Origin of the sequence: Enterobacter asburiae, from assembly GCA_011754535.1 — a bacterium.
Lineage (GTDB): Bacteria > Pseudomonadota > Gammaproteobacteria > Enterobacterales > Enterobacteriaceae > Enterobacter > Enterobacter cloacae_N.
Genome location: JAAQVN010000001.1, coordinates 1,342,735 through 1,361,143 on the forward strand (window position 1 = coordinate 1,342,735; position 18,409 = coordinate 1,361,143).

19 protein-coding genes are annotated in these 18,409 nt (G+C 58.8%); 9 read left to right on the forward strand and 10 right to left on the reverse strand.

Translation table 11 applies throughout. The features are described 5' to 3' along the window. Window positions 1-60: 60 nt before the first annotated feature. Both cstA and HBM95_06210 read left to right on the forward strand, forming a co-directional pair. A complete protein-coding gene (gene cstA / locus HBM95_06205; GenBank protein NIH42532.1) occupies window positions 61-2,166 on the forward strand; it encodes a carbon starvation protein CstA in 2,106 nt (701 codons plus the stop codon). 116 nt (window positions 2,167-2,282) lie between these two features. Then, window positions 2,283-2,480: a YbdD/YjiX family protein gene (locus HBM95_06210; protein ID NIH42533.1), complete on the forward strand. Its 198-nt coding sequence runs from the start codon at window positions 2,283-2,285 to the stop codon at window positions 2,478-2,480. Here HBM95_06210 and HBM95_06215 read toward each other — a convergent pair. The 4 genes from HBM95_06215 to HBM95_06230 form a co-directional block, all read right to left on the reverse strand. Further along, entirely contained in the window at window positions 2,477-2,881 is a 405-nt protein-coding gene (locus HBM95_06215; GenBank protein NIH42534.1) for a helix-turn-helix transcriptional regulator, read from the reverse strand. The two genes, HBM95_06210 and HBM95_06215, sit on opposite strands and share 4 nt — an antisense overlap. Beyond that, complete coding sequence (locus HBM95_06220) at window positions 2,856-3,158, reverse strand: type II toxin-antitoxin system RelE/ParE family toxin (protein ID NIH42535.1); 303 nt, start codon at window positions 3,156-3,158, stop codon at window positions 2,856-2,858. The genes HBM95_06215 and HBM95_06220 overlap by 26 nt, the downstream gene beginning before the upstream one ends. Window positions 3,159-3,341: 183 nt before the next feature. Next, window positions 3,342-4,085: a 3-oxoacyl-ACP reductase FabG gene (locus tag HBM95_06225; protein NIH42536.1), complete on the reverse strand. Its 744-nt coding sequence runs from the start codon at window positions 4,083-4,085 to the stop codon at window positions 3,342-3,344. Between the two features lie 57 nt (window positions 4,086-4,142). Next, window positions 4,143-5,231, reverse strand: coding sequence for an oxidoreductase (locus HBM95_06230; protein NIH42537.1), 1,089 nt, complete (start codon window positions 5,229-5,231; stop codon window positions 4,143-4,145). A gap of 158 nt (window positions 5,232-5,389) precedes the next feature. On the opposite strand from HBM95_06230, the gene HBM95_06235 reads away from it, so the two are divergent. Genes HBM95_06235 through HBM95_06250 form a run of 4 tightly spaced genes read left to right on the forward strand, consistent with a single transcriptional unit; the run spans window position 5,390 to window position 10,206 of the window. Continuing rightward, window positions 5,390-6,892 (forward strand): sugar ABC transporter ATP-binding protein, encoded by a 1,503-nt coding sequence (locus tag HBM95_06235; protein NIH42538.1) that lies wholly within the window; start codon window positions 5,390-5,392, stop codon window positions 6,890-6,892. Beyond that, a complete protein-coding gene (locus HBM95_06240) occupies window positions 6,889-7,884 on the forward strand; it encodes an ABC transporter permease (protein ID NIH42539.1) in 996 nt (331 codons plus the stop codon). Before HBM95_06235 ends, HBM95_06240 begins: the two co-directional genes overlap by 4 nt. Window positions 7,885-7,903: 19 nt before the next feature. Beyond that, a complete protein-coding gene (locus HBM95_06245) occupies window positions 7,904-8,968 on the forward strand; it encodes a sugar ABC transporter substrate-binding protein (GenBank protein ID NIH42540.1) in 1,065 nt (354 codons plus the stop codon). Continuing rightward, complete coding sequence (locus tag HBM95_06250) at window positions 8,965-10,206, forward strand: hypothetical protein (protein ID NIH42541.1); 1,242 nt, start codon at window positions 8,965-8,967, stop codon at window positions 10,204-10,206. The genes HBM95_06245 and HBM95_06250 overlap by 4 nt, the downstream gene beginning before the upstream one ends. Window positions 10,207-10,260: 54 nt before the next feature. Here HBM95_06250 and HBM95_06255 read toward each other — a convergent pair whose 3' ends face one another. Then, entirely contained in the window at window positions 10,261-11,460 is a 1,200-nt protein-coding gene (locus HBM95_06255) for an S-methyl-5-thioribose kinase (GenBank protein ID NIH42542.1), read from the reverse strand. 104 nt (window positions 11,461-11,564) lie between these two features. On the opposite strand from HBM95_06255, the gene mtnA reads away from it, so the two are divergent. Both mtnA and HBM95_06265 read left to right on the forward strand, forming a co-directional pair. Then, on the forward strand, window positions 11,565-12,581 hold the full coding sequence (gene mtnA, locus HBM95_06260; protein ID NIH42543.1) for an S-methyl-5-thioribose-1-phosphate isomerase: 1,017 nt from the start codon (window positions 11,565-11,567) through the stop codon (window positions 12,579-12,581). Between the two features lie 42 nt (window positions 12,582-12,623). Beyond that, entirely contained in the window at window positions 12,624-13,094 is a 471-nt protein-coding gene (locus tag HBM95_06265; protein NIH42544.1) for an SRPBCC family protein, read from the forward strand. Between the two features lie 96 nt (window positions 13,095-13,190). On the opposite strand, the gene HBM95_06270 is transcribed toward HBM95_06265, so the two are convergent. From HBM95_06270 to HBM95_06280, 3 genes are read right to left on the reverse strand one after another with little or no spacing between them, the layout of a single operon-like run. Beyond that, window positions 13,191-13,733: an acireductone dioxygenase gene (locus HBM95_06270; protein ID NIH42545.1), complete on the reverse strand. Its 543-nt coding sequence runs from the start codon at window positions 13,731-13,733 to the stop codon at window positions 13,191-13,193. Further along, window positions 13,730-14,419 (reverse strand): acireductone synthase, encoded by a 690-nt coding sequence (gene mtnC, locus HBM95_06275; GenBank protein ID NIH42546.1) that lies wholly within the window; start codon window positions 14,417-14,419, stop codon window positions 13,730-13,732. The genes HBM95_06270 and mtnC overlap by 4 nt, the downstream gene beginning before the upstream one ends. Continuing rightward, a complete protein-coding gene (locus HBM95_06280; GenBank protein ID NIH42547.1) occupies window positions 14,416-15,030 on the reverse strand; it encodes a methylthioribulose 1-phosphate dehydratase in 615 nt (204 codons plus the stop codon). Before HBM95_06280 ends, mtnC begins: the two co-directional genes overlap by 4 nt. A gap of 247 nt (window positions 15,031-15,277) precedes the next feature. Between HBM95_06280 and HBM95_06285 the strand changes: the two genes are divergently transcribed. Next, window positions 15,278-16,438 (forward strand): pyridoxal phosphate-dependent aminotransferase, encoded by a 1,161-nt coding sequence (locus HBM95_06285; GenBank protein ID NIH42548.1) that lies wholly within the window; start codon window positions 15,278-15,280, stop codon window positions 16,436-16,438. On the opposite strand, the gene HBM95_06290 is transcribed toward HBM95_06285, so the two are convergent. Both HBM95_06290 and HBM95_06295 read right to left on the reverse strand, forming a co-directional pair. Continuing rightward, the gene (locus HBM95_06290; protein ID NIH42549.1) at window positions 16,439-17,065 is read right to left on the reverse strand and encodes a ParB-like nuclease domain-containing protein; all 627 of its coding nucleotides are present in this window, start codon (window positions 17,063-17,065) and stop codon (window positions 16,439-16,441) included. Beyond that, window positions 17,050-18,273 carry a phosphoadenosine phosphosulfate reductase gene (locus HBM95_06295; protein NIH42550.1) on the reverse strand — a complete coding sequence of 408 codons (1,224 nt, stop codon included), beginning with the start codon at window positions 18,271-18,273 and terminating at the stop codon, window positions 17,050-17,052. Before HBM95_06295 ends, HBM95_06290 begins: the two co-directional genes overlap by 16 nt. Window positions 18,274-18,409 lie beyond the last annotated feature (136 nt).

Consider the following 18,409-nt stretch of genomic DNA (forward strand, 5'->3'; position numbering starts at 1 on the left):
ATCCGTTGTTCTAGAAACAAAATGTAACATCTCACTGTTTCACAGCAACGGATAACAGCTATGAACAACTCAGGGAAATACCTTACATGGGCGGTGCTCTCCGTTGTGGGAGCCTTTGCCCTGGGCTATATCGCCCTCAACCGGGGGGAACAGATCAATGCGCTCTGGATCGTCGTCGCCTCCGTCTGCATTTATCTGATCGCGTACCGTTTTTATGGCCGCTATATCGCCAATACCGTGCTGGCGGTTGACGGCACGCGCATGACGCCTGCCGTGCGCCACAATGACGGTCTGGACTACGTGCCGACCGACAAAAAAGTGCTGTTCGGTCACCATTTTGCGGCGATTGCCGGGGCGGGTCCGCTGGTGGGGCCGGTGCTGGCGGCGCAGATGGGCTACCTGCCGGGGATGATCTGGATCCTCGCGGGCGTGGTGCTGGCGGGGGCGGTGCAGGACTTTATGGTGCTGTTCGTCTCCACCCGCCGCGACGGCCGTTCGCTGGGCGAGCTGGTGAAAGAGGAGATGGGGGCAACCGCCGGGGTGATTGCCCTCGTGGCGACCTTTATGATCATGGTGATCATCCTCGCGGTGCTGGCGATGATCGTGGTGAAGGCGCTGACCCACAGCCCGTGGGGGACCTACACGGTTGCCTTCACCATTCCGCTGGCGCTGTTTATGGGGATCTACATACGCTACCTGCGCCCGGGCCGCATCGGTGAAGTGTCGGTGATTGGCCTGGTATTCCTGGTATTCGCGATTATCTCCGGCGGCTGGGTGGCGGAAAGCCCGACCTGGGCGCCGTTCTTCGACTTTACCGGCGTACAGCTGACCTGGATGCTGGTGGGCTACGGGTTTGTGGCGGCGGTGCTGCCGGTGTGGCTGCTGCTGGCCCCGCGTGACTACCTCTCTACCTTCCTGAAAATCGGCACCATCGTCGGGCTGGCGATTGGCATTCTGATTATGCGTCCGACCCTGACCATGCCGGCGCTGACCAAATTTATCGACGGTACCGGTCCGGTCTGGACCGGCAACCTGTTCCCGTTCCTGTTTATCACCATCGCCTGCGGCGCGGTGTCGGGCTTCCACGCGCTGATTGCCTCCGGGACCACGCCGAAGATGCTGGCGAATGAAAATCAGGCCTGCCTGATTGGCTACGGCGGCATGCTGATGGAGTCCTTTGTGGCGATTATGGCGCTGGTTTCCGCCTGTATTATTGACCCGGGCGTGTACTTCGCGATGAACAGCCCGATGGCGGTGCTGGCCCCGGCCGGAACCGCTGACGTGGTGGCCTCTGCCGCGCAGGTGGTGAGCGGCTGGGGCTTTGCGATCACCCCGGAAACGTTGACGCACATTGCTGATGAGGTGGGCGAACAGTCGATCATCTCCCGTGCGGGCGGAGCGCCTACGCTTGCGGTGGGCATGGCTTACATCCTCCACGGCGCGCTGGGCGGGCTGATGGACGTATCGTTCTGGTATCACTTCGCCATTCTTTTTGAGGCGTTGTTTATCCTGACGGCGGTGGATGCGGGAACCCGTGCGGCGCGCTTTATGCTGCAGGACCTGCTGGGGGTGATCTCCCCGAACCTGAAGCGTACCGACTCGCTCCCGGCTAACCTGCTGGCGACGGCGCTGTGTGTGCTGGCGTGGGGCTACTTCCTGCACCAGGGCGTGGTGGATCCGCTGGGCGGGATTAACACCCTGTGGCCGCTGTTCGGTATCGCCAACCAGATGCTGGCAGGCATGGCGCTGATGCTCTGCGCGGTGGTGCTGTTCAAGATGAAGCGCCAGCGTTACGCCTGGGTGGCGCTGGTGCCCACCGCGTGGCTGCTGATCTGTACCCTGACGGCGGGCTGGCAGAAAGCCTTCAGCCCGGACAACAAGGTGGGCTTCCTGGCGATCGCCAACAAGTTCCAGGCGATGATCGACAGCGGTAAGATCCCGGCGCAGTACACCGAGTCCCAGCTGTCGCAGCTGGTGTTTAACAACCGTCTGGATGCCGGGCTGACCATCTTCTTTATGGTGGTGGTCGTGATGCTGGCGTTGTATTCTCTCAAGACCGCGCTGGCGGCGTTGAAAAACGATAAGCCAACAGCGAAAGAGACGCCGTACGAGCCAATGCCTGAAAACCTGGAAGAGATTGTCACCCAGGCGAAAGGGGCGCATTAATTTAACTAAATATATCCCTCACCCCGGCCCTCTCCCCAAAGGGGAGAGGGTGTTCAAATTCCCTCCCCCCCTTTGGGGAGAGGGTTAGGGTGAGGGGAAATAGCGAGAAACGACCTATGTTCGACACCCTTTCCAAAGCAGGTAAGTATCTGGGCCAGGCCGCCAAAATGATGATTGGTGTGCCGGATTACGACAACTACGTCGAGCATATGCGCGTCAACCATCCGGACCAGACGCCCATGACCTACGAAGAATTTTTCCGCGACCGTCAGGATGCCCGCTACGGCGGCAAGGGCGGGGCGAAGTGCTGTTAACCCTCTTTAGGTAAATAGAGGCTGATTTGCTCCTGTTTACAGCCGTAGACGACCGCCAGCTTTTCGCGGGTGCGCTTTTGCGGTCTGGAGTCCAGCGCTTCCAGCTGTGACACGGCAGACTGGCTAATGCCGAGTTTCTCAGCCACCTCTTGCTGGGACATGCCGCGCAGGATACGCCACGCGGCCTGCAGGCTAACGTTCTCGTTATGCATGATGTCGCACACTTCACCCGGTAAACCTACGTTATCGTAGATGTCTGATTCGTAAGGGATGTCTTCCCAGTCGTTTTCATTATCGTCGTCGTACTCCAGCATGGCTAAGCGCATGCGAAAATATTCACCGTAGGGAATGACAACATACTGTTTTTTTCCTTCTTCATCCTTGATGAACTGAATAGTCATATTCCGTATGCTCCTCATGAAGGTAGGTGGTGGTTGTCCGGCGTTTTACCGCCACTACGTAACAGGTGTCACCCGGCGGGTCCCCGAAGGTGTAAATGATCCTGTAATCGCCTAATCGCAACCTGAAGTGGTTTTCGGGAGAAGATAATTTCTTGATATCTGAGACCGGTGACGCTTTATCATCCATCTTCTCCAGCCTGAATTTAATGCGGTTTTGATACCGATTATCGATTTTAGAAAATTGCTTCTCAGCTGTTTTTGACCAGACAATCTTCATCCGTACCTCCACTGTACGCCCACACAAAACATAAGGAAATAATAAGACTATTAGATAAATTCTGAATTTCTAATGGGCTACTGTAGAGCGGAGAAAAAACGGGAGAAAGCGGCAAAACGCAAACCTTCAAGGCTGCTCGGGAAGGCCTCTGCCGGGCGACAGAGGCTTGCAGAAAATATGCGATCAGGCGTTCAAACCGCCGTCTACGTCCAGACCGGTACCGGAGATCTGACCAGCAGCCGGGCTGGCAAGGAAGGTGACCGCCGCCGCGACGTCTTCCGGCTGACCGTAGTGACCCAACGCAATAAGCTGACGCTGAGCGTCAGCCTGTTCCCCGTCTTCCGGGTTCATATCGCTGTTGGTCGGGCCGGGGTGCACCAGGTTAACGGTAATGCCGCGCGGTCCTAAATCACGGGCCAGTCCGCGGGTGAGGGAGTTAAGGGCAGATTTGGTCATCGAGTAAACGGCAATGCCCGGCTGCGCCACGCGGTTTGCCAGACAGCTGCCGATGTTGATGATGCGCCCGCCGTCGGACATGTGCACCAGCGCTTCCTGAATGGCAATCACCACGCCGCGGATGTTGACGTTGATAAGGGCGTCAATGTCCGCCAGCGTCATGGACTCCAGCGGGCCGCCGCGCGCGATCCCGGCGTTGTTGACCAGAATGTCCAGCCCGCCAAGGGAACGCGCCGCATGGGTGACGGCATCCTGAATCGCCTGTGCGCTGGCGCTGTCCGCCTGCACGGCTTCGCTATGTCGTCCCAGTGCCTTAATCTCATCGGCGACCGCCTGGGCTTTATCGGCCGATTTTTCATACGTAATAATCACATCCGCACCGGCGCGCGCCAGCGAGAGTGCAATTGCCCGACCCAACCCGCGGCTGGCGCCGGTAACCAGCGCCTTTTTACCTGTTAAATCGATCTGCATGATGACCTCGTTACGAAAGTGGTAAGAATCATCATTAGGTATAGCCTGTCGGCGAGATTAACGGCTGAAGGATTCCACTTTCTCAAACGCGGCGCGCAGGACGTCAGGCGTTAACGCAACCGGCAGATAGTGAATCGACTCCACCGGGCGCAGGGTGTGGGCAATGACCTTATCCAGCGCTTTCCGGTTATTAATGTCGACGTCCAGCTCGCGAAGCGTGGTCGGCAGGTTAAAGCGCTGGTACGCCGCCACCAGCTGCGCCAGCACGTCGTCCTGACCGAGCAGGGCGCTCTGCACCAGAATGCCGTAGGCTACCTTGGTGCCGTGCAGGTATTTTTCCGTCTGCGGCAGCACGGTTAAGCCGTTGTGTACCGCATGCGCTGCCGCCACGCGCGTATAGCGTTCGCCCAGGCCGCCGACCATCCCGCCGCCGGCGATAATCGCATCCACCACGTCCCGGAACGCCTGCGTCTGTTCACCGCGCTGCTGGTCGGCCAGCGCTTGCTCACTGTGTTCCAGCAGCACGTCGCGGATCGCCAGCGCGCCGTTGATGCCCAGCCGCACCGTTAGCGGCAGATTTTCAGGCTGCGGGGCAAGCACTACCGCCTCATACCACTTCGCCAGCGTATCGCCGATGCCCGCCAGCAGATATTCCGCCGGGGCGTTAAGGACGATCTGCGGCTCCACCAGCACCAGGAAGTTGGCGTCGTCGAAGATCTCAAAATGCAGCGCCTGACCGGCATCGTTGTACCAGACGGAGAGCGGGGTCCACGCCGCGCAGGTGGCGGCAATGGTAGGGATGCCCACAAACGGCACCCCTAAGCGGCGCGCCACGGCCTTGACGGTATCCAGTACCGCGCCGCCGCCGATGCCAATCACCACGCTGGCGTCGCTGCCGGACTCGTTCACCAGATGGGTGACGTCGCGCTCGCTGCAGTGGCCTTTAAACAGCAGGTGTTTCGCCCCCGGCGCGTTAAAGCTCTCCGGCAGGAACGGGCGCGCACCTTCGATAGCGCGCTCGCCGTAGATCCACACCGCGCGGGAAAGCTGTTCCGGGGTAAAGAAGTTATCCAGCTGCGCAAGGCTTCCGGGATGAGAGAAGTAGTTCGCCGGGCCGGGCACGACGCGGATATCGGTGTTGCTCATGGTGTTGTCCTTTTTAGCAAGCGCTAACCCGATGTTATGTCTGGACATCCGGATGGCTAATAATATTTCGCTTTAAGTTATGCCTTTTCCGTCGTTGTCAGTCAACCGGAGCTGTGAAAAATTCGATAAATCAGAAGAGTAATGAAGGATTTACGCGGATGGTTTCCAGTCGCCTTGAAATGCGCGGTATCAGCCTGGCCTTTTCCGGCTTTGAGGCTCTGTCGCGCGTCGACTTTACGCTGAGCGGCGGGTCGGTACATGCGCTGACCGGTGCCAACGGCGCGGGGAAATCGACCCTGATGGCGGTGCTGTGCGGCACGCACGACCACTATGAGGGCGAGATCAGCATCAACAATCAGCCGGTGAGCATCCGTGAACCGCTTGATGCCAAACGGCTGGGGATCCACCTCGTACAGCAGGAGGTGGATGTGGCGCTGATCCCGGGGTTAAGCATCGCTGAAAACATTATGCTCGACCAACTGGCGCTGCCCGGGCATCGCTTCAACTGGCGCGGCGTCCGCCAGCAGGCGAGGCAGGCGCTGGCGCAGCTTGACGTTACGCTGGACGTGCGCCGTTCCATCGACAGCTGTTCGCTGGCCGAAAAGCAGCAGATTTTGCTGGCGCGCGCCTTGTCTCATCACTGCCGTTTTTTGATTCTTGATGAACCCACCGCGCCGCTGGACGCGCACGAGAGCGAGCGTCTGTTTACGGTGGTGAGACGTTTAAAGCAGCAGGGCATCGGCGTGGTGTTTATCTCCCACCGCATTCACGAGCTGAAGGCCATCTGCGACACCTTAACGGTGCTGCGCGACGGCAGGCTGATCGAATCCGGCCCGATGGCCGATCTTAGCGGCGAAGCGATCGTCGAGAAGATGCTCGGCCACGTGCTGAGCGATATCTATCCGCCCGCGCGGCCCCCGCACGGCGAAGAGACGCTGCTGCGCGTTGAGGGGCTGCACGACGACGCGCTGCTGAAAGATATCTCCCTGCACCTGCGCAAAGGCGAAATCCTCGGGATTGCCGGGCTGGCGGGGGCGGGGAAAACCGAACTTTGCAAGGCGCTGTTTGGCGCCACCAAAAGCCGCGTGGCGCGCGGTGAGCTGAATCATCAGGCCTGGACCCCGCGGGACCCGGCGGATTCGGTGCTGCGCGGGCTGGCGCTGGTGCCGGAGGAGCGGCGCAAAGAGGGCATTTTTATCGACGAGCCGGTGAGCATGAACCTTGCCGTGTGCGCCGATAACAGCTTTTCGCGCTGGAGCCTGTTCGGCCATCGTCAGGCGTGGCGCTGGGCGGAAGAGGTGATTGCCCGCGTCGGCGTGCGCGCCCGTGGGCCGGGGCAGGTGCTGCGACGTCTGTCCGGTGGCAACCAGCAGAAGGTCGCCATCGGTAAATGGCTGCGCAATGACGCCAGCGTGCTGATATTCGACGAGCCGACCAAGGGCGTGGACGTGAAGGCCAAAACCGACCTGTTCCAGCTGATTGACGGCCTGGCGCGCGAGGGCAAAGGGGTGATTTACGCCTCGGGCGAATTTGCTGAACTGGTGGGATTGTGCGACCGCATCTGCGTGCTGTGGGACGGGCGTATCGTGGCGGAAATCGCCGGGGCGGAGGCCCGCGAAGAGACACTACTTTATTATTCAACCGGAGGAACGGCGTCGTGAGCAAGGCCCTTTCAGTAACGGCGGCAGCGTCTGGCCGTCAGCAACTTTTTGATTTTCTCTACAGGTGGGGCATGCTGTTGACCGTCGTCGCGCTGGTGGCCGTCTTTGGCCTGGCGTCGGACAGCTTCCTCGATCCGAACAACATCATCAACATTCTGCGCTCGATTGCCATCGTGACGGTGATTGCCGTTGGCGTGTCAATTTCGTTGACCGTTGGCGGGTTCGATCTCTCCGTGGGCTCCACCGCGTCGCTGGCGAACGCGCTGGTGATTTCCCTTTTCGTCTGGCACGGCTTAGGTACCACCGAGTCGATTCTGATCACCCTCGCGCTCTGCACGCTGGTGGGGCTGTTTAACGCCTTTCTGATCGTCATCCTGCGTATTCCGGACATGCTTGCCACGCTTGCCAGCCTGTTCGTCATTCAGGGCGTGGCGATGACCTACAGCTACGGCGGGTCGATTACCGAGAACATGGTGCTGCCGAGCGGCGACATGGCGGAAGGGACCATTCCGGCGGCGTTTAGCCTGCTGGGGCAGGTGCCGACCATTGTGATCGTCATGCTGGTGGTGACCGTGCTGGCGCAGCTTGGCCTTTCGTTGACCACTCACGGACGTCGTATGTACGCCATTGGTGGCAACCCGGAAGCGGCGCGCCTCTCCGGCATTCGCACCACGCGCTACAAGGTGGCGGCCTACGTGATTGCCTCGCTGCTGGCGGGACTGGGCGGGATTTTGCTGGCTTCGCGCATCGGTTCGTCGCAGGTGAATGCGGGCGGCGGATACCTGATGGATGCGGTGGCGGCGGCGTGGATTGGCTTCTCGCTGGCAGGCTCCGGCAAGCCGAACGCGCTGGGCACCCTGGTCGGGGCGGTCATTCTCGGCGTGCTGTCGAACGGGCTGGTGATGCTCTCCGTGCCGTATTACGCCATGGACATTATAAAAGGGCTGGTGCTCGCGGTGGCGCTGGCGATTACCTACATACAAAAACGCTGACAACACAACGGGATAAAAAATGAAAAAGATTGCACTCTCCTTGGTGGCACTTGGATTGCTCACTGCTCTGCCGGGCTTTGCAGCAACACCCGCGCCGCTTCCGGCTGCCATTGCGAACCATGACGGCCCCATTCGCATCGCGGTGATCCGTAACCTGGGCTCGGACGACAACACCACGCAGTTTGTTGCCGGGGCGATTCAGGAAGGGAAAAAGCTCGGCTTTAAGGTCAGCACCTTTTTAAGCAACGGCGATGACGCCAAATTCCAGGACTTCGTTAACCAGGCCATCAGCCAGAAGTATGACGGGATTATTCTCTCTCAGGGGCGCGATCCGTACTCCACCGCGCTGGTGAAGAAAGCGGTGGATGCCGGTATCAAAGTCGCCGTCTTTGATACCGCCGTTAACGGCGAGATCCCGGGCGTGACCGTCACCCAGCAGGACGATGCCTCTCTGACGAACCTCTCTTTCGGCCAGCTGGCGAAAGATTTCAACGGCAAGGCCAATATCGTCAAGCTGTGGGTCGCGGGCTTCCCGCCGATGGAGCGCCGTCAGGCAGCCTATAAAGCGCTGCAAAAGCAGTACCCGGATATTAAAGAGCTGGAGTCCATCGGCGCCGTCTCCTCTGATGTGCAGGGCGATACCGCCAACAAGGTGGGTGCGATCCTGGCGAAATACCCGAAGGGCAAAATCGACGCCATCTGGGGCACCTGGGACGCTTTTAGCCAGGGCGCGTATAAGGCGCTGAAAGAAAATGGACGCACCGAGATCAAGCTCTACAGCATCGACATCTCCAACCAGGATCTGCAGCTGATGCGCGAACCGGGCAGCCCGTGGGCAGTGAGCGTGGCGGTGGATCCGAAGCTGATTGGCGCGACCAACGTGCGCCTGATCGCCAATAAGATTGCCGGGGAAGCGACGCCAGCAACTTACGATTTCAAAGCGGCGGCCATTCCGCAGGCGCTGCTGACCGCCCAGCCAGGGGCGGTGAACGTGGCGTCTCTGGGGAAAATCATTCCGGGCTGGGGCCAGACGGAAGATTTTATCGCGCCGTGGTTTGCGACGCTGGAAGCGAAAAATAAATGAGCATGCTTCCTACGCCAGAATACAGCCGCAATATGCGGCTGATTGGCCACAGCGACCAGGGCGGTCGTCCGGATGGCGTGCAGCTGATGGTGCATCGCGGTTTCGCCTATATCGGCCATATGGTGTCGCAGGGCTTTTCGATTGTTGACGTGCGCGACCCGAAAAACCCGAAAGCGGCGGGCTACGTGCCTGCGCCGCCCGGCACCTGGAACGTGCACCTGCAGGCGCATGACGACCTGCTGCTGGTGATCAACGCCCGGGATCTGTTTGCCGATGCCCGCTTTGCCGACGAGAAGGTCTACTACACCCGCCAGGTGGGGGAGACCGTCAGCGACGTGCAGGACAAAGGCTGGAGCGCCGGGCTTCGAGTGTTCGATATCTCCACGCCGGACAGGCCGCGTGAAATCGGCTTTCTGTCGCTAAGCGGCATCGGCATTCACCGCATCTGGTACGTTGGCGGGCGCTGGGCCTACGTGTCGGCGCTGATCGACGGCTTTACTGACTACATCTTCCTGACCATCGACCTGGCGGACCCGCGTAAGCCCGAGGTAGCGGGGCGCTGGTGGCTACCGGGGATGAACCAGTCCGCAGGCGAACAGCCGAACTGGCCGGAAGGGAAACGCTACGCGCTGCACCACGCGATTATCGCGGGCGATACCGCCTACGGCAGCTGGCGCGACGGCGGCCTGACGCTGCTGGACGTGAAAGACCGCAGTCAGCCGAAGCTCATTAGCCACCGTAACTGGAGCCCGCCGTTTGGCGGCGGGACGCACACCGCGCTGCCGCTGCCGGACCGCTCCCTGCTGGTGGTGCTGGACGAAGCGGTGCTGGATAACCAGCAGGACGGCGAGAAGCTCATCTGGCTGTTTGATATCCGCGAGCCGTCGAACCCGGTAAGCATCTCGACCTTCCCGCAGCCGGATGAAACCGACTACATGGCGAAAGGGGCGCACTTTGGCCCGCACAACCTGCACGAGAACCGGCCCGGGAGCTTTGTCAGCTCGACGCTGATTTTTGCGACGTATCAGAACGCGGGCGTGCGCGCATATGACATTTCCAACCCGTATCGACCGGTGGAAACCGGGGCGCTGGTGCCCGCCGCGCCGGAGAGAATGATGGACACGCGGCCGAATCGCCCGCAGGTGATCCAGTCCTGTGACGTGTTTGTGGACGCGCAGGGAATTATCTACAGCACGGATTATAACGGCGGGCTGTCGGTGATTGAGTATTTGGGGTGAGGGCGGTTGTTGCCCCTCACCCTGACCCTCTCCCCAAAGGGGAGAGGGGAAAAATCAGCTGTACTGCCGCACTCGTGCTACCAGCTCTTCCGCGCTGTCGATGCGGTCGGCAATGACAATCAGCGCTTTACCGAGCGTTATCGCGTGGCGCAGGCACTCGTGGCGCATGGCTTCATCCTGGATGGTGTCGATATCCGCCACGTGGGAAAGCCCGACGCTGCGGCGAATGAGCTCGGTACCGCAGAAGCCGATGGCGTCATGCCATACTTTTTTCAGGAACGCGGAGGCATAGCCTGGCGCGCTGAGCGCGGCGTCGCGGGATTTCTCGTTTGCCAGCGCCTGGAAGCGCTCCGCAAAGGTGTTCCACAGCTCCTGAATATCGGTCAGGCGCTGCTCGCGAGCGGCGGCAGCATCGCGAATGCCCAGATGCCCCGGCAGGCCGCAGAAGTTCAGCAGCAGGTTGCCGATGGCGGTGCCGATGTCAAAGCCAATCGGCCCGAAATAGCCAAACTCGGCGTCGATGGCCTTCAGGCTGCCGTCGGCGACAAAAATTGAGCCGCTATGGATGTCCCCGTGCAGCAGCGCTTCGGCGTGCGAGAAGAAGCGGTGCTTCAGGGAGGCTACGGCAACTTTAAGTTGGGCGTCGTCGCGCAGGGCGGCGACGTCATTTTCCAGCTCGGCCGGGTAGCTGTTGCGCTCGTGGATCTGGTACGGATCGTTGAAGAACAGATCTTCGGTGATCTCGCACATCTCCGGGTTGATGAACTTCGCCACCTGCGCTTTTTTCTCGTGCGGGTGCAGGTAGAAATCGCTGGTGTGGAACAGCGCGTGCGCGAGATATTCGCCCAGCTGCTGCGCCGCCTGCGGGTAGTAAATGTTGTTGATCAGCTCGCCGCGCCAGATGCGATGGCTGGAGAGATCTTCCATCACCATTACCGCCAGTTCCGGGTCAAAATGGTGGATTTTCACGGTGTGCTGCGGGCTGTGCCGGTAGTGCTCGACCAGGGTTTGCGCTTCAAGGCGGGCGCGGTCCAGCGTCAGCGGCCAGGACTCCCCGACGCAGCGCACGTAGGGCAGAGCCTGCTTAACGATGATGCGGCTCACGCCCGCGCTGTCGAAAATTTTAAAAACCAGATTGAGGTTGCCGTCGCCTACCTCCTGCGCCTCTACCAGCGATGAAGGATCGTCAAGCCCGCCAAACTGCCTGGCATACTCCACGGCGTCCTGAGCGGTAAAGGTACGGTATTGCGACATGGCCTGCTCCTCACGAATTTCCTAATTAAGACATGTAGACGTCTATACATCTGGATTTCATCCTGACACAATGTGCTACAACAACGCAACAGGGAATTAACGACATGCAGACATTACAGACGACCAGCCTGCGGGTGGGGGATAATCAGCTCTTTATTCTCGACCAGCAGGCGCTTCCGCAGGAGAAACGCTGGCTGGATGCTTCGACGGTCGAGGCGCTGGTTGGGCACATTCATGCCCTGCGGGTGCGCGGCGCGCCGCTGATTGGTCTCTCTGCAAGCCTGCTGCTGGCGCTGCTGGCGGAAAACGGTAAAAGCCGCGACGAGCTGGCGGTGGCGCTCGAAACCCTGCGCGCATCCCGCCCGACGGCGGTGAACCTGATGAACAACCTCGACCGCATGAAGATTGCCCTGTGGCAGGAAGATTATGTTCCGGCGCTGGTGGCCGAAGCGCTGCGCCTGATTGACGAAGACAAACGGCTTTGCGACGCGATAGCGAAAGCCGGCAGCGCGCTGGTGAAGCCCGGCAGCCGCCTGCTGACCCACTGCAACACCGGCGGGCTGGCAACGGCGGGCGTCGGCACCGCGCTGGGCGTGATTGCTCGCGCGCACCAGGAGGGTAACGTAAGCAGCGTCTGGGTCGATGAAACCCGTCCGCTGCTGCAGGGCGGTAGATTGACAGCGTGGGAGCTCGGCGAGCTGGGTGTGCCGTACCAGCTGATTACCGACTCCATGGCCGCCAGCCTGATGGCGAAAGGGCAGGTAGACGCTGTGTGGGTGGGCGCAGACCGCATTGCCGCCAACGGCGACGTGGCGAACAAGATCGGCACCTATTCTCTGGCGGTGCTGGCGAAATTCCACGGCATTCCGTTCTACGTTGCTGCCCCGCAAACGACCCTCGACCCGGACTGCCCGAACGGTGACGCGATCCCGATTGAGCAGCGCGCCGCCAGCGAGGTGATGGGCGTAGCCGGAAGCTTTGGCGCAGTGCAGTGGGCGCCGGAAGACGCGCAGGTCTATAACCCGGCGTTTGACGTTACACCTGCCTCGCTGATTAGCGGCTGGGTGCTGGATACGGGCGTGGTCACACCGGAAGAGGTGGCAAACGGGAAATTTGCCTGAGTCCGGCTATCCTTTAAGGGGTTCCCTTACGAGGACAATATCGTGACGCTCGATCCTGAAACTGACTTAAAACTGGAGCGTGTGGTGGACGCACCGCGTGACCTGCTGTGGCTCTGCTGGACTACGCCGGAGCACATCAAAAACTTCTTCATTCCTGCTCCCCATAAGGTGACCGAATGCGACCTCGACCTGCGGGTGGGCGGGCGGTTCAACACCGTGTTTGAGGTAGACGGTCAGCGGATGGATAACCGGGGCGTGTTTCTTGAAATCGACCCGGGTAAAAAGCTGGTCTTTACCGACGGCTATACCGAAGGCTGGAAGCCGGCCGAGAAGCCGTTTATGACGGCGATCCTGCTGCTTGAGGATGTGGGCGAGGGCAAAACCCGCTACACGGCGATTGCGCGCCATCCGACGAAGGAAATCCGCGAGCAGCATGAACAGATGGGCTTCCACGAAGGATGGGGGATTGTGCTGGATCAGCTGGTGGGATATGTGAAGGGACTGGAGCGTTGAAGCTCGAGCGGCCTGATGCCCTCACCCCGACCCTCTCCCACAGGGAGAGGGAGCAAACACTAAAAACGGCAGCTATAGCTGCCGTTTTGCTTTTACCTATGCCAGCCTTGGATACGCATCCGCGATCGCATCGCCCGTAAACTGGGCCACCCAGCCCTCCGGGTTATCGAAAATACGAATGGCGGTAAAGTTCGGCTCTGAGCCCATATCAAACCAGTGCGGCGTGCCCGCGGGAACGGAAATCAGGTCGTTTTTCTCGCACAGCACCTGATACACCTCATCGCCAATGTGCAGGCAGAACAGCCCTGCGCCTTCCACGAAGAAGCGCACTTCGTCCTCGCCGTGGGTGTGTTCGTTCAGGAACTTCGCGCGCAGCGCCTCTTTCTGCGGATTGTCGGCGCGCAGGCTGATTACGTCCCAGCTCTGATAGCCTTTCTCCGCCACCAGCTTGTCGATGGCATGCTGATACGCGGCGATCACTGCCTCGGGCGCGGGATCCTGCCCTAAATCACGATCCGCGTCCCAACGTTCAAAACGTACGCCTTTAGCGTTCAGTTGCTGGGCGATCTCGGCGGCGTCGGTGCTGTGCCACTGCGGCTGGCTGGCGTCTTTGTCGGAATAAATGGTCAATGCGCTCATGAAGGGATCTGCTCCGGATTAATCTCGTCAAACTGGTGGACCTGATGGTGATGGCTTGCGCCGTCATCATCGCCGCGAATCAGCTGCAGCGTGCGAAAGCCTGCCCGTTCAGCCGCGTCCAGCTCCTGATGGATATCAGACAGGAACAGGATCTGCGACGGGGCGATGCCCGTTTGCGCCGCAATGTTTTGATAAGACTGCACCTCGCGCTTGGCACCGATGTGGGTATCAAAATAGCCGCTGAACAGATGAGTAATATCACCTTCGTCGCTGTAGCCAAATAACAGTTTCTGCGCGGCGACGGAGCCAGAGGAATATACATAGAGATCAATCCCCTGCGCTTTCCACTTTTCCAGCGCGGGCAGCACGTCCGGGTAAAGGTGGCCGGTAAAGTCGCCGTTCACGTAGCCGTCGTGCCAGACGATCCCCTGCAGCGCTTTCAGCGCCGTCGATTTGCGGTCCTCATCCATAAAGGCAAAAAGGGCCTCGATAAGCTCGCTGACGCTGGCGTGCGGACTACCGATTTCATCACGCAGGTTGTCCAGAATGGATTTGACCGGCTCGGCGTACTGCTGCGCGGTCACAAAGGCCGCCAGCCGCTCACGCGCGTAGGGGAACAAAACATCATGGACAAAACGAATATCGCTGGTGGTCCCTTCAATATCCGTCACAATCGCGCGAATCATACTCTCTCCAGTTGTCGTAAACGCATTTCGCATTCAAATAAGAATTCTAGTCCTTCCAGATGACGCCGGGCCTCGGCCACGTCGCGTCCCCAGCAGGTTAAGCCATGACCGCGCAGAAGAAAACCATAATTAAGCGGGCGTTCCTGGGCGTAATGGGCGATTCGCGAGGCGAGGGCATCGATGTCCTGATCGTTATCAAATACCGGAATGGCGACTGTATCCAGATGCGTGGTCTGCCCGGAGAGCGATTTTTGCATCTCAAAGCCGCTGATGTTCAGCTCGGTATCTTTGACCAGACGCGACAGCACCGTGGCGTTAACGGTATGAACGTGCAGGACGGCGTTGGCCTGCGGGAACAGGCGATAGATGAGGGTGTGCAGTCCGGTTTCCGCCGACGGTTTTCGACCGGACGGCGCGCGGTTGGTGGCGATTTCAACCTGCAAAAAATCTTCCGTCGTCAGGCTGCCTTTGTCTTTACCGGATTCGCTGAGCCAGCACAGGCGTTCGTCCTGGCGCACCGACATGTTGCCGCCGGTGGCGGGAGCCCAGCCTTTAGCGCCAATCCAGCGGCAGGCGTCGACCAGATGTGTGAGTTGCAGGTTGTCTGTCATTTCCTTTTACCCTCGCGGCCAGGAATATTCATATGGTTTATACCCGTCATACTTCAAGTTGCAGGTGCGTTGGCTGCACTCACTCACCCCAGTCACGTACTTTTGTACGCTCCCGGGGATTCGTTCCCTTGCCGCCTTCCTGCAACTCGAATTATTTAGGGTATAGACGTCTAAGCGTCTTGATTGCCAAAGACTAACATCGTGTTATAGTGGCAGCAACATAAGTATTACAAGCAGGCAAAACAAAATGAGCAATAACGCATTGATCCCGCAGAGTAAACTTCCCGGTCTCGGTACCACCATTTTTACGCAGATGAGCGCCCTGGCGCAGCAGCACAACGCCATTAACCTTTCGCAAGGGTTCCCGGATTTTGACGGGCCAGGCTATTTGCAGGAGCGCCTGGCGTACCACGTTGCGCAGGGGGCGAACCAGTATGCGCCGATGACCGGCGTGCAGGCGCTGCGGGAGGCCATTGCGGATAAAACGGCGGAGTTGTACGGCCATAAGCCTGATGCGAACAGCGAGATCACGGTGACGGCAGGGGCGACCGAAGCGCTGTATGCGGCCATTACCGCGCTGGTGCGCGCGGGCGATGAGGTGATCTGCTTTGACCCGAGCTATGACAGCTACGCGCCTGCGGTTGAACTTTCCGGCGGCGTGGTGAAACGCGTGGCGCTGCAGCCGCCGCATTTCCGTCCGGACTGGCAGGCGTTCGCGGCGCTGCTGAGTGACAAAACCCGTCTGGTTATTCTGAATACGCCGCACAACCCGTCGGCGACGGTGTGGCAAAAGGGCGATTTTGCCGCGCTGTGGCAGGCCATCGCCGAACGTGAAATCTATGTCCTGAGCGACGAGGTGTATGAGCACATCTGTTTCGCGAAAGAAGGGCACGCCAGCGTGCTGGCTCATCCGCAGCTTCGTGAACGCGCCGTAGCCGTCTCGTCATTCGGTAAAACTTATCATATGACCGGCTGGAAGGTGGGGTACTGCGTGGCGCCCGCCGCCATCAGCGCTGAGCTGCGCAAGGTGCACCAGTACCTGACGTTTGCCGTAAATACTCCGGCTCAGCTGGCGCTGGCAGATATGCTGCGCGCTGAACCACAGCACTATCGCGACCTGCCGGATTTTTACCGTGCACGCCGGGATCTGTTTGTGACGGCGCTGGGCCAAAGCCGCCTGGAAATTTTGCCGTCTGAAGGAACCTACTTCCTGCTGGCCGATTACAGCGCCATTTCCGATTTGGACGACGTCAGTTTCTGCCAGTGGCTGACGAAAGAGGTCGGCGTGGCCGCCATTCCGCTGTCGGTGTTCTGCGCCGATCCCTTCCCGCACAAGCTGATCCGTCTCTGCTTTGCGAAGCAGGAATCGACGCTGCTGGCCGCGGCGGAGCGTCTGAACACGCTCTGATTATTTCACCGTCCAGGCTTCTGAGTAACGGCGGTCTGCAAACAGCTCCAGCAGGCCGTTGATTTGCTTGAGGCGCAAGACTTCATCGCTGTCCATTCCCAGCTCCTTGCTTATTCTCTCGTCATTCCAGCCAAGCTGCACCAGTTCGCGAACGATCTCCGACATTGCGTTAATCTGGTGTCGACCCCGCGCCCGGTTGTGCCGAATGGTTGCGGCCATACGGTTATGTTTATCCTGTCGATCCTGGCGTAGGCAGGTGACGGGGAGGTATCCCTTAAGCTGGTGCTTCAATGCCGCCCGGTTTTTGCCAATTTCATGCCGATGAAATCCATCCACAATTTCGTAATGTTGCGGTTCGCTTTCGGTCACAACAATAGGTTGGGTGAATCCATCGAGTTCCAGCGACTTACTGAGCAGCCGCTTTTCTGGAGGAGCCACGTTATTGGGGTTGTAGTCGTTAGCGCTAATAGCGTCCTGTCTGATCCAGAGGACGCAGTCTATCGGTTGCTCGCGAAAAGGGCTGTTTTTATGGATCGCTTCGCGAAAAGCATTTATGGCGTTAATGCGATCCTCTTCGGGAAGTGACTGAAGGTACGTTTCCATCTCGGTGATTAGTCTTTGTCGCATAATATTCCCCACTCCTTGCGTTTTGCCTTCACTCTGTCGCTGTAGCGCTGATAATGTTTGGGTTTATTTGGGCTGAACGATAGCGCTCTGCACCAGTAGTCGTTATTAAGGATAACCTTGCAAATACGACGCCAGGAGGGAATGTCTTTGGCACCGATATCACCGTCCTGCGTATCGGGAATATCCTCTATGCCTCTCTTCTGATACCAGTGCAGATAAACGGCGATTTTATTGCGGTAATGCTCAGCGGTATTTTGCGGCATGCTGTCGAGGAGCAGCATGGCATATTCGCGCCAGCAGAGGTGTTCGGGTTTCAGGATTTTCCGGTGGCCGTAAAAATGGTTATCGTGCCCGGCGTAAATCCCCCCGCTGCGCACGCCGCTGACGCGCTCGCACATCATTGCCCAGCGTTCGGGTTCTACAACGTGGTAGAGCCATAATCCCTGACGCTGTTCCGGGCCAAAGGGTTCGCAGATGCGCATGTAGCGTGGCGGCACACCGGCCTGAAACATCAGGTCATAGAGTGGGTTATAGCAACTCCCCGATTTAGCGAACCAGGTCCAGATATCGGCGGTTTTCCAGTCGTAGAGAGGGTAGATATACCAGGCATGCCCCCCCGGCGCGACGGTCGTCCAGGGTTTATCGTCGGCAAACCGCTGCTTTCGTGCTGAAGCGATAGCCAGAAAACGGTTGTAGGATTCATCAGCACGAATACCAATCAGTACGGCCGCCGGGCGGTTGCGTGAATACCAGTCGGAGAAACTGCGAACAAAGACTTCAAACGTCATGCCTGGCTGGTAGAAAGGAAAAAAAGTGGGATCGGTTACTGCATCTTCAGGAGGCTGGCGAACCCAACGGGTGCCCGGTTCCCAGCATTGCCACTCTGGCTGAAATTGCGACAGGGAATTTTGCGTTGTCAGGGGGAGGGCCACCCACCAGAAATGGTCAATGACATCGCTGTACAATTCGCGCATATGTTCAATGTGGGCGATGGTATAAGAAAATTGCGCTTCCCAGTCGATAAACAGCACATCTATTTTTGTTTTCATCTGTCGCGCCCGAAGGGCAACCAGATGCAGCATGACGGTGGAGTCTTTACCGCCAGAAAAAGAGACACAGGTTCTGGGTAAATTCTCGAGAGTCCATTTTATTCGTTCCTGTGTCGCACTAAGAACATCCTGGTGCAGGGGGTACTTATAAATTGACATGTGCATTCTCATCCTGAGTAATTAATGCCGGGCTTAAGTGTCAATACTAAGGTGAGAATTATATCAGTCAAATAATAAATAAATGTATAAAGTTAATGCCGATTGTTTCTATAACGAGGGTGTATGTTTCAGTAAT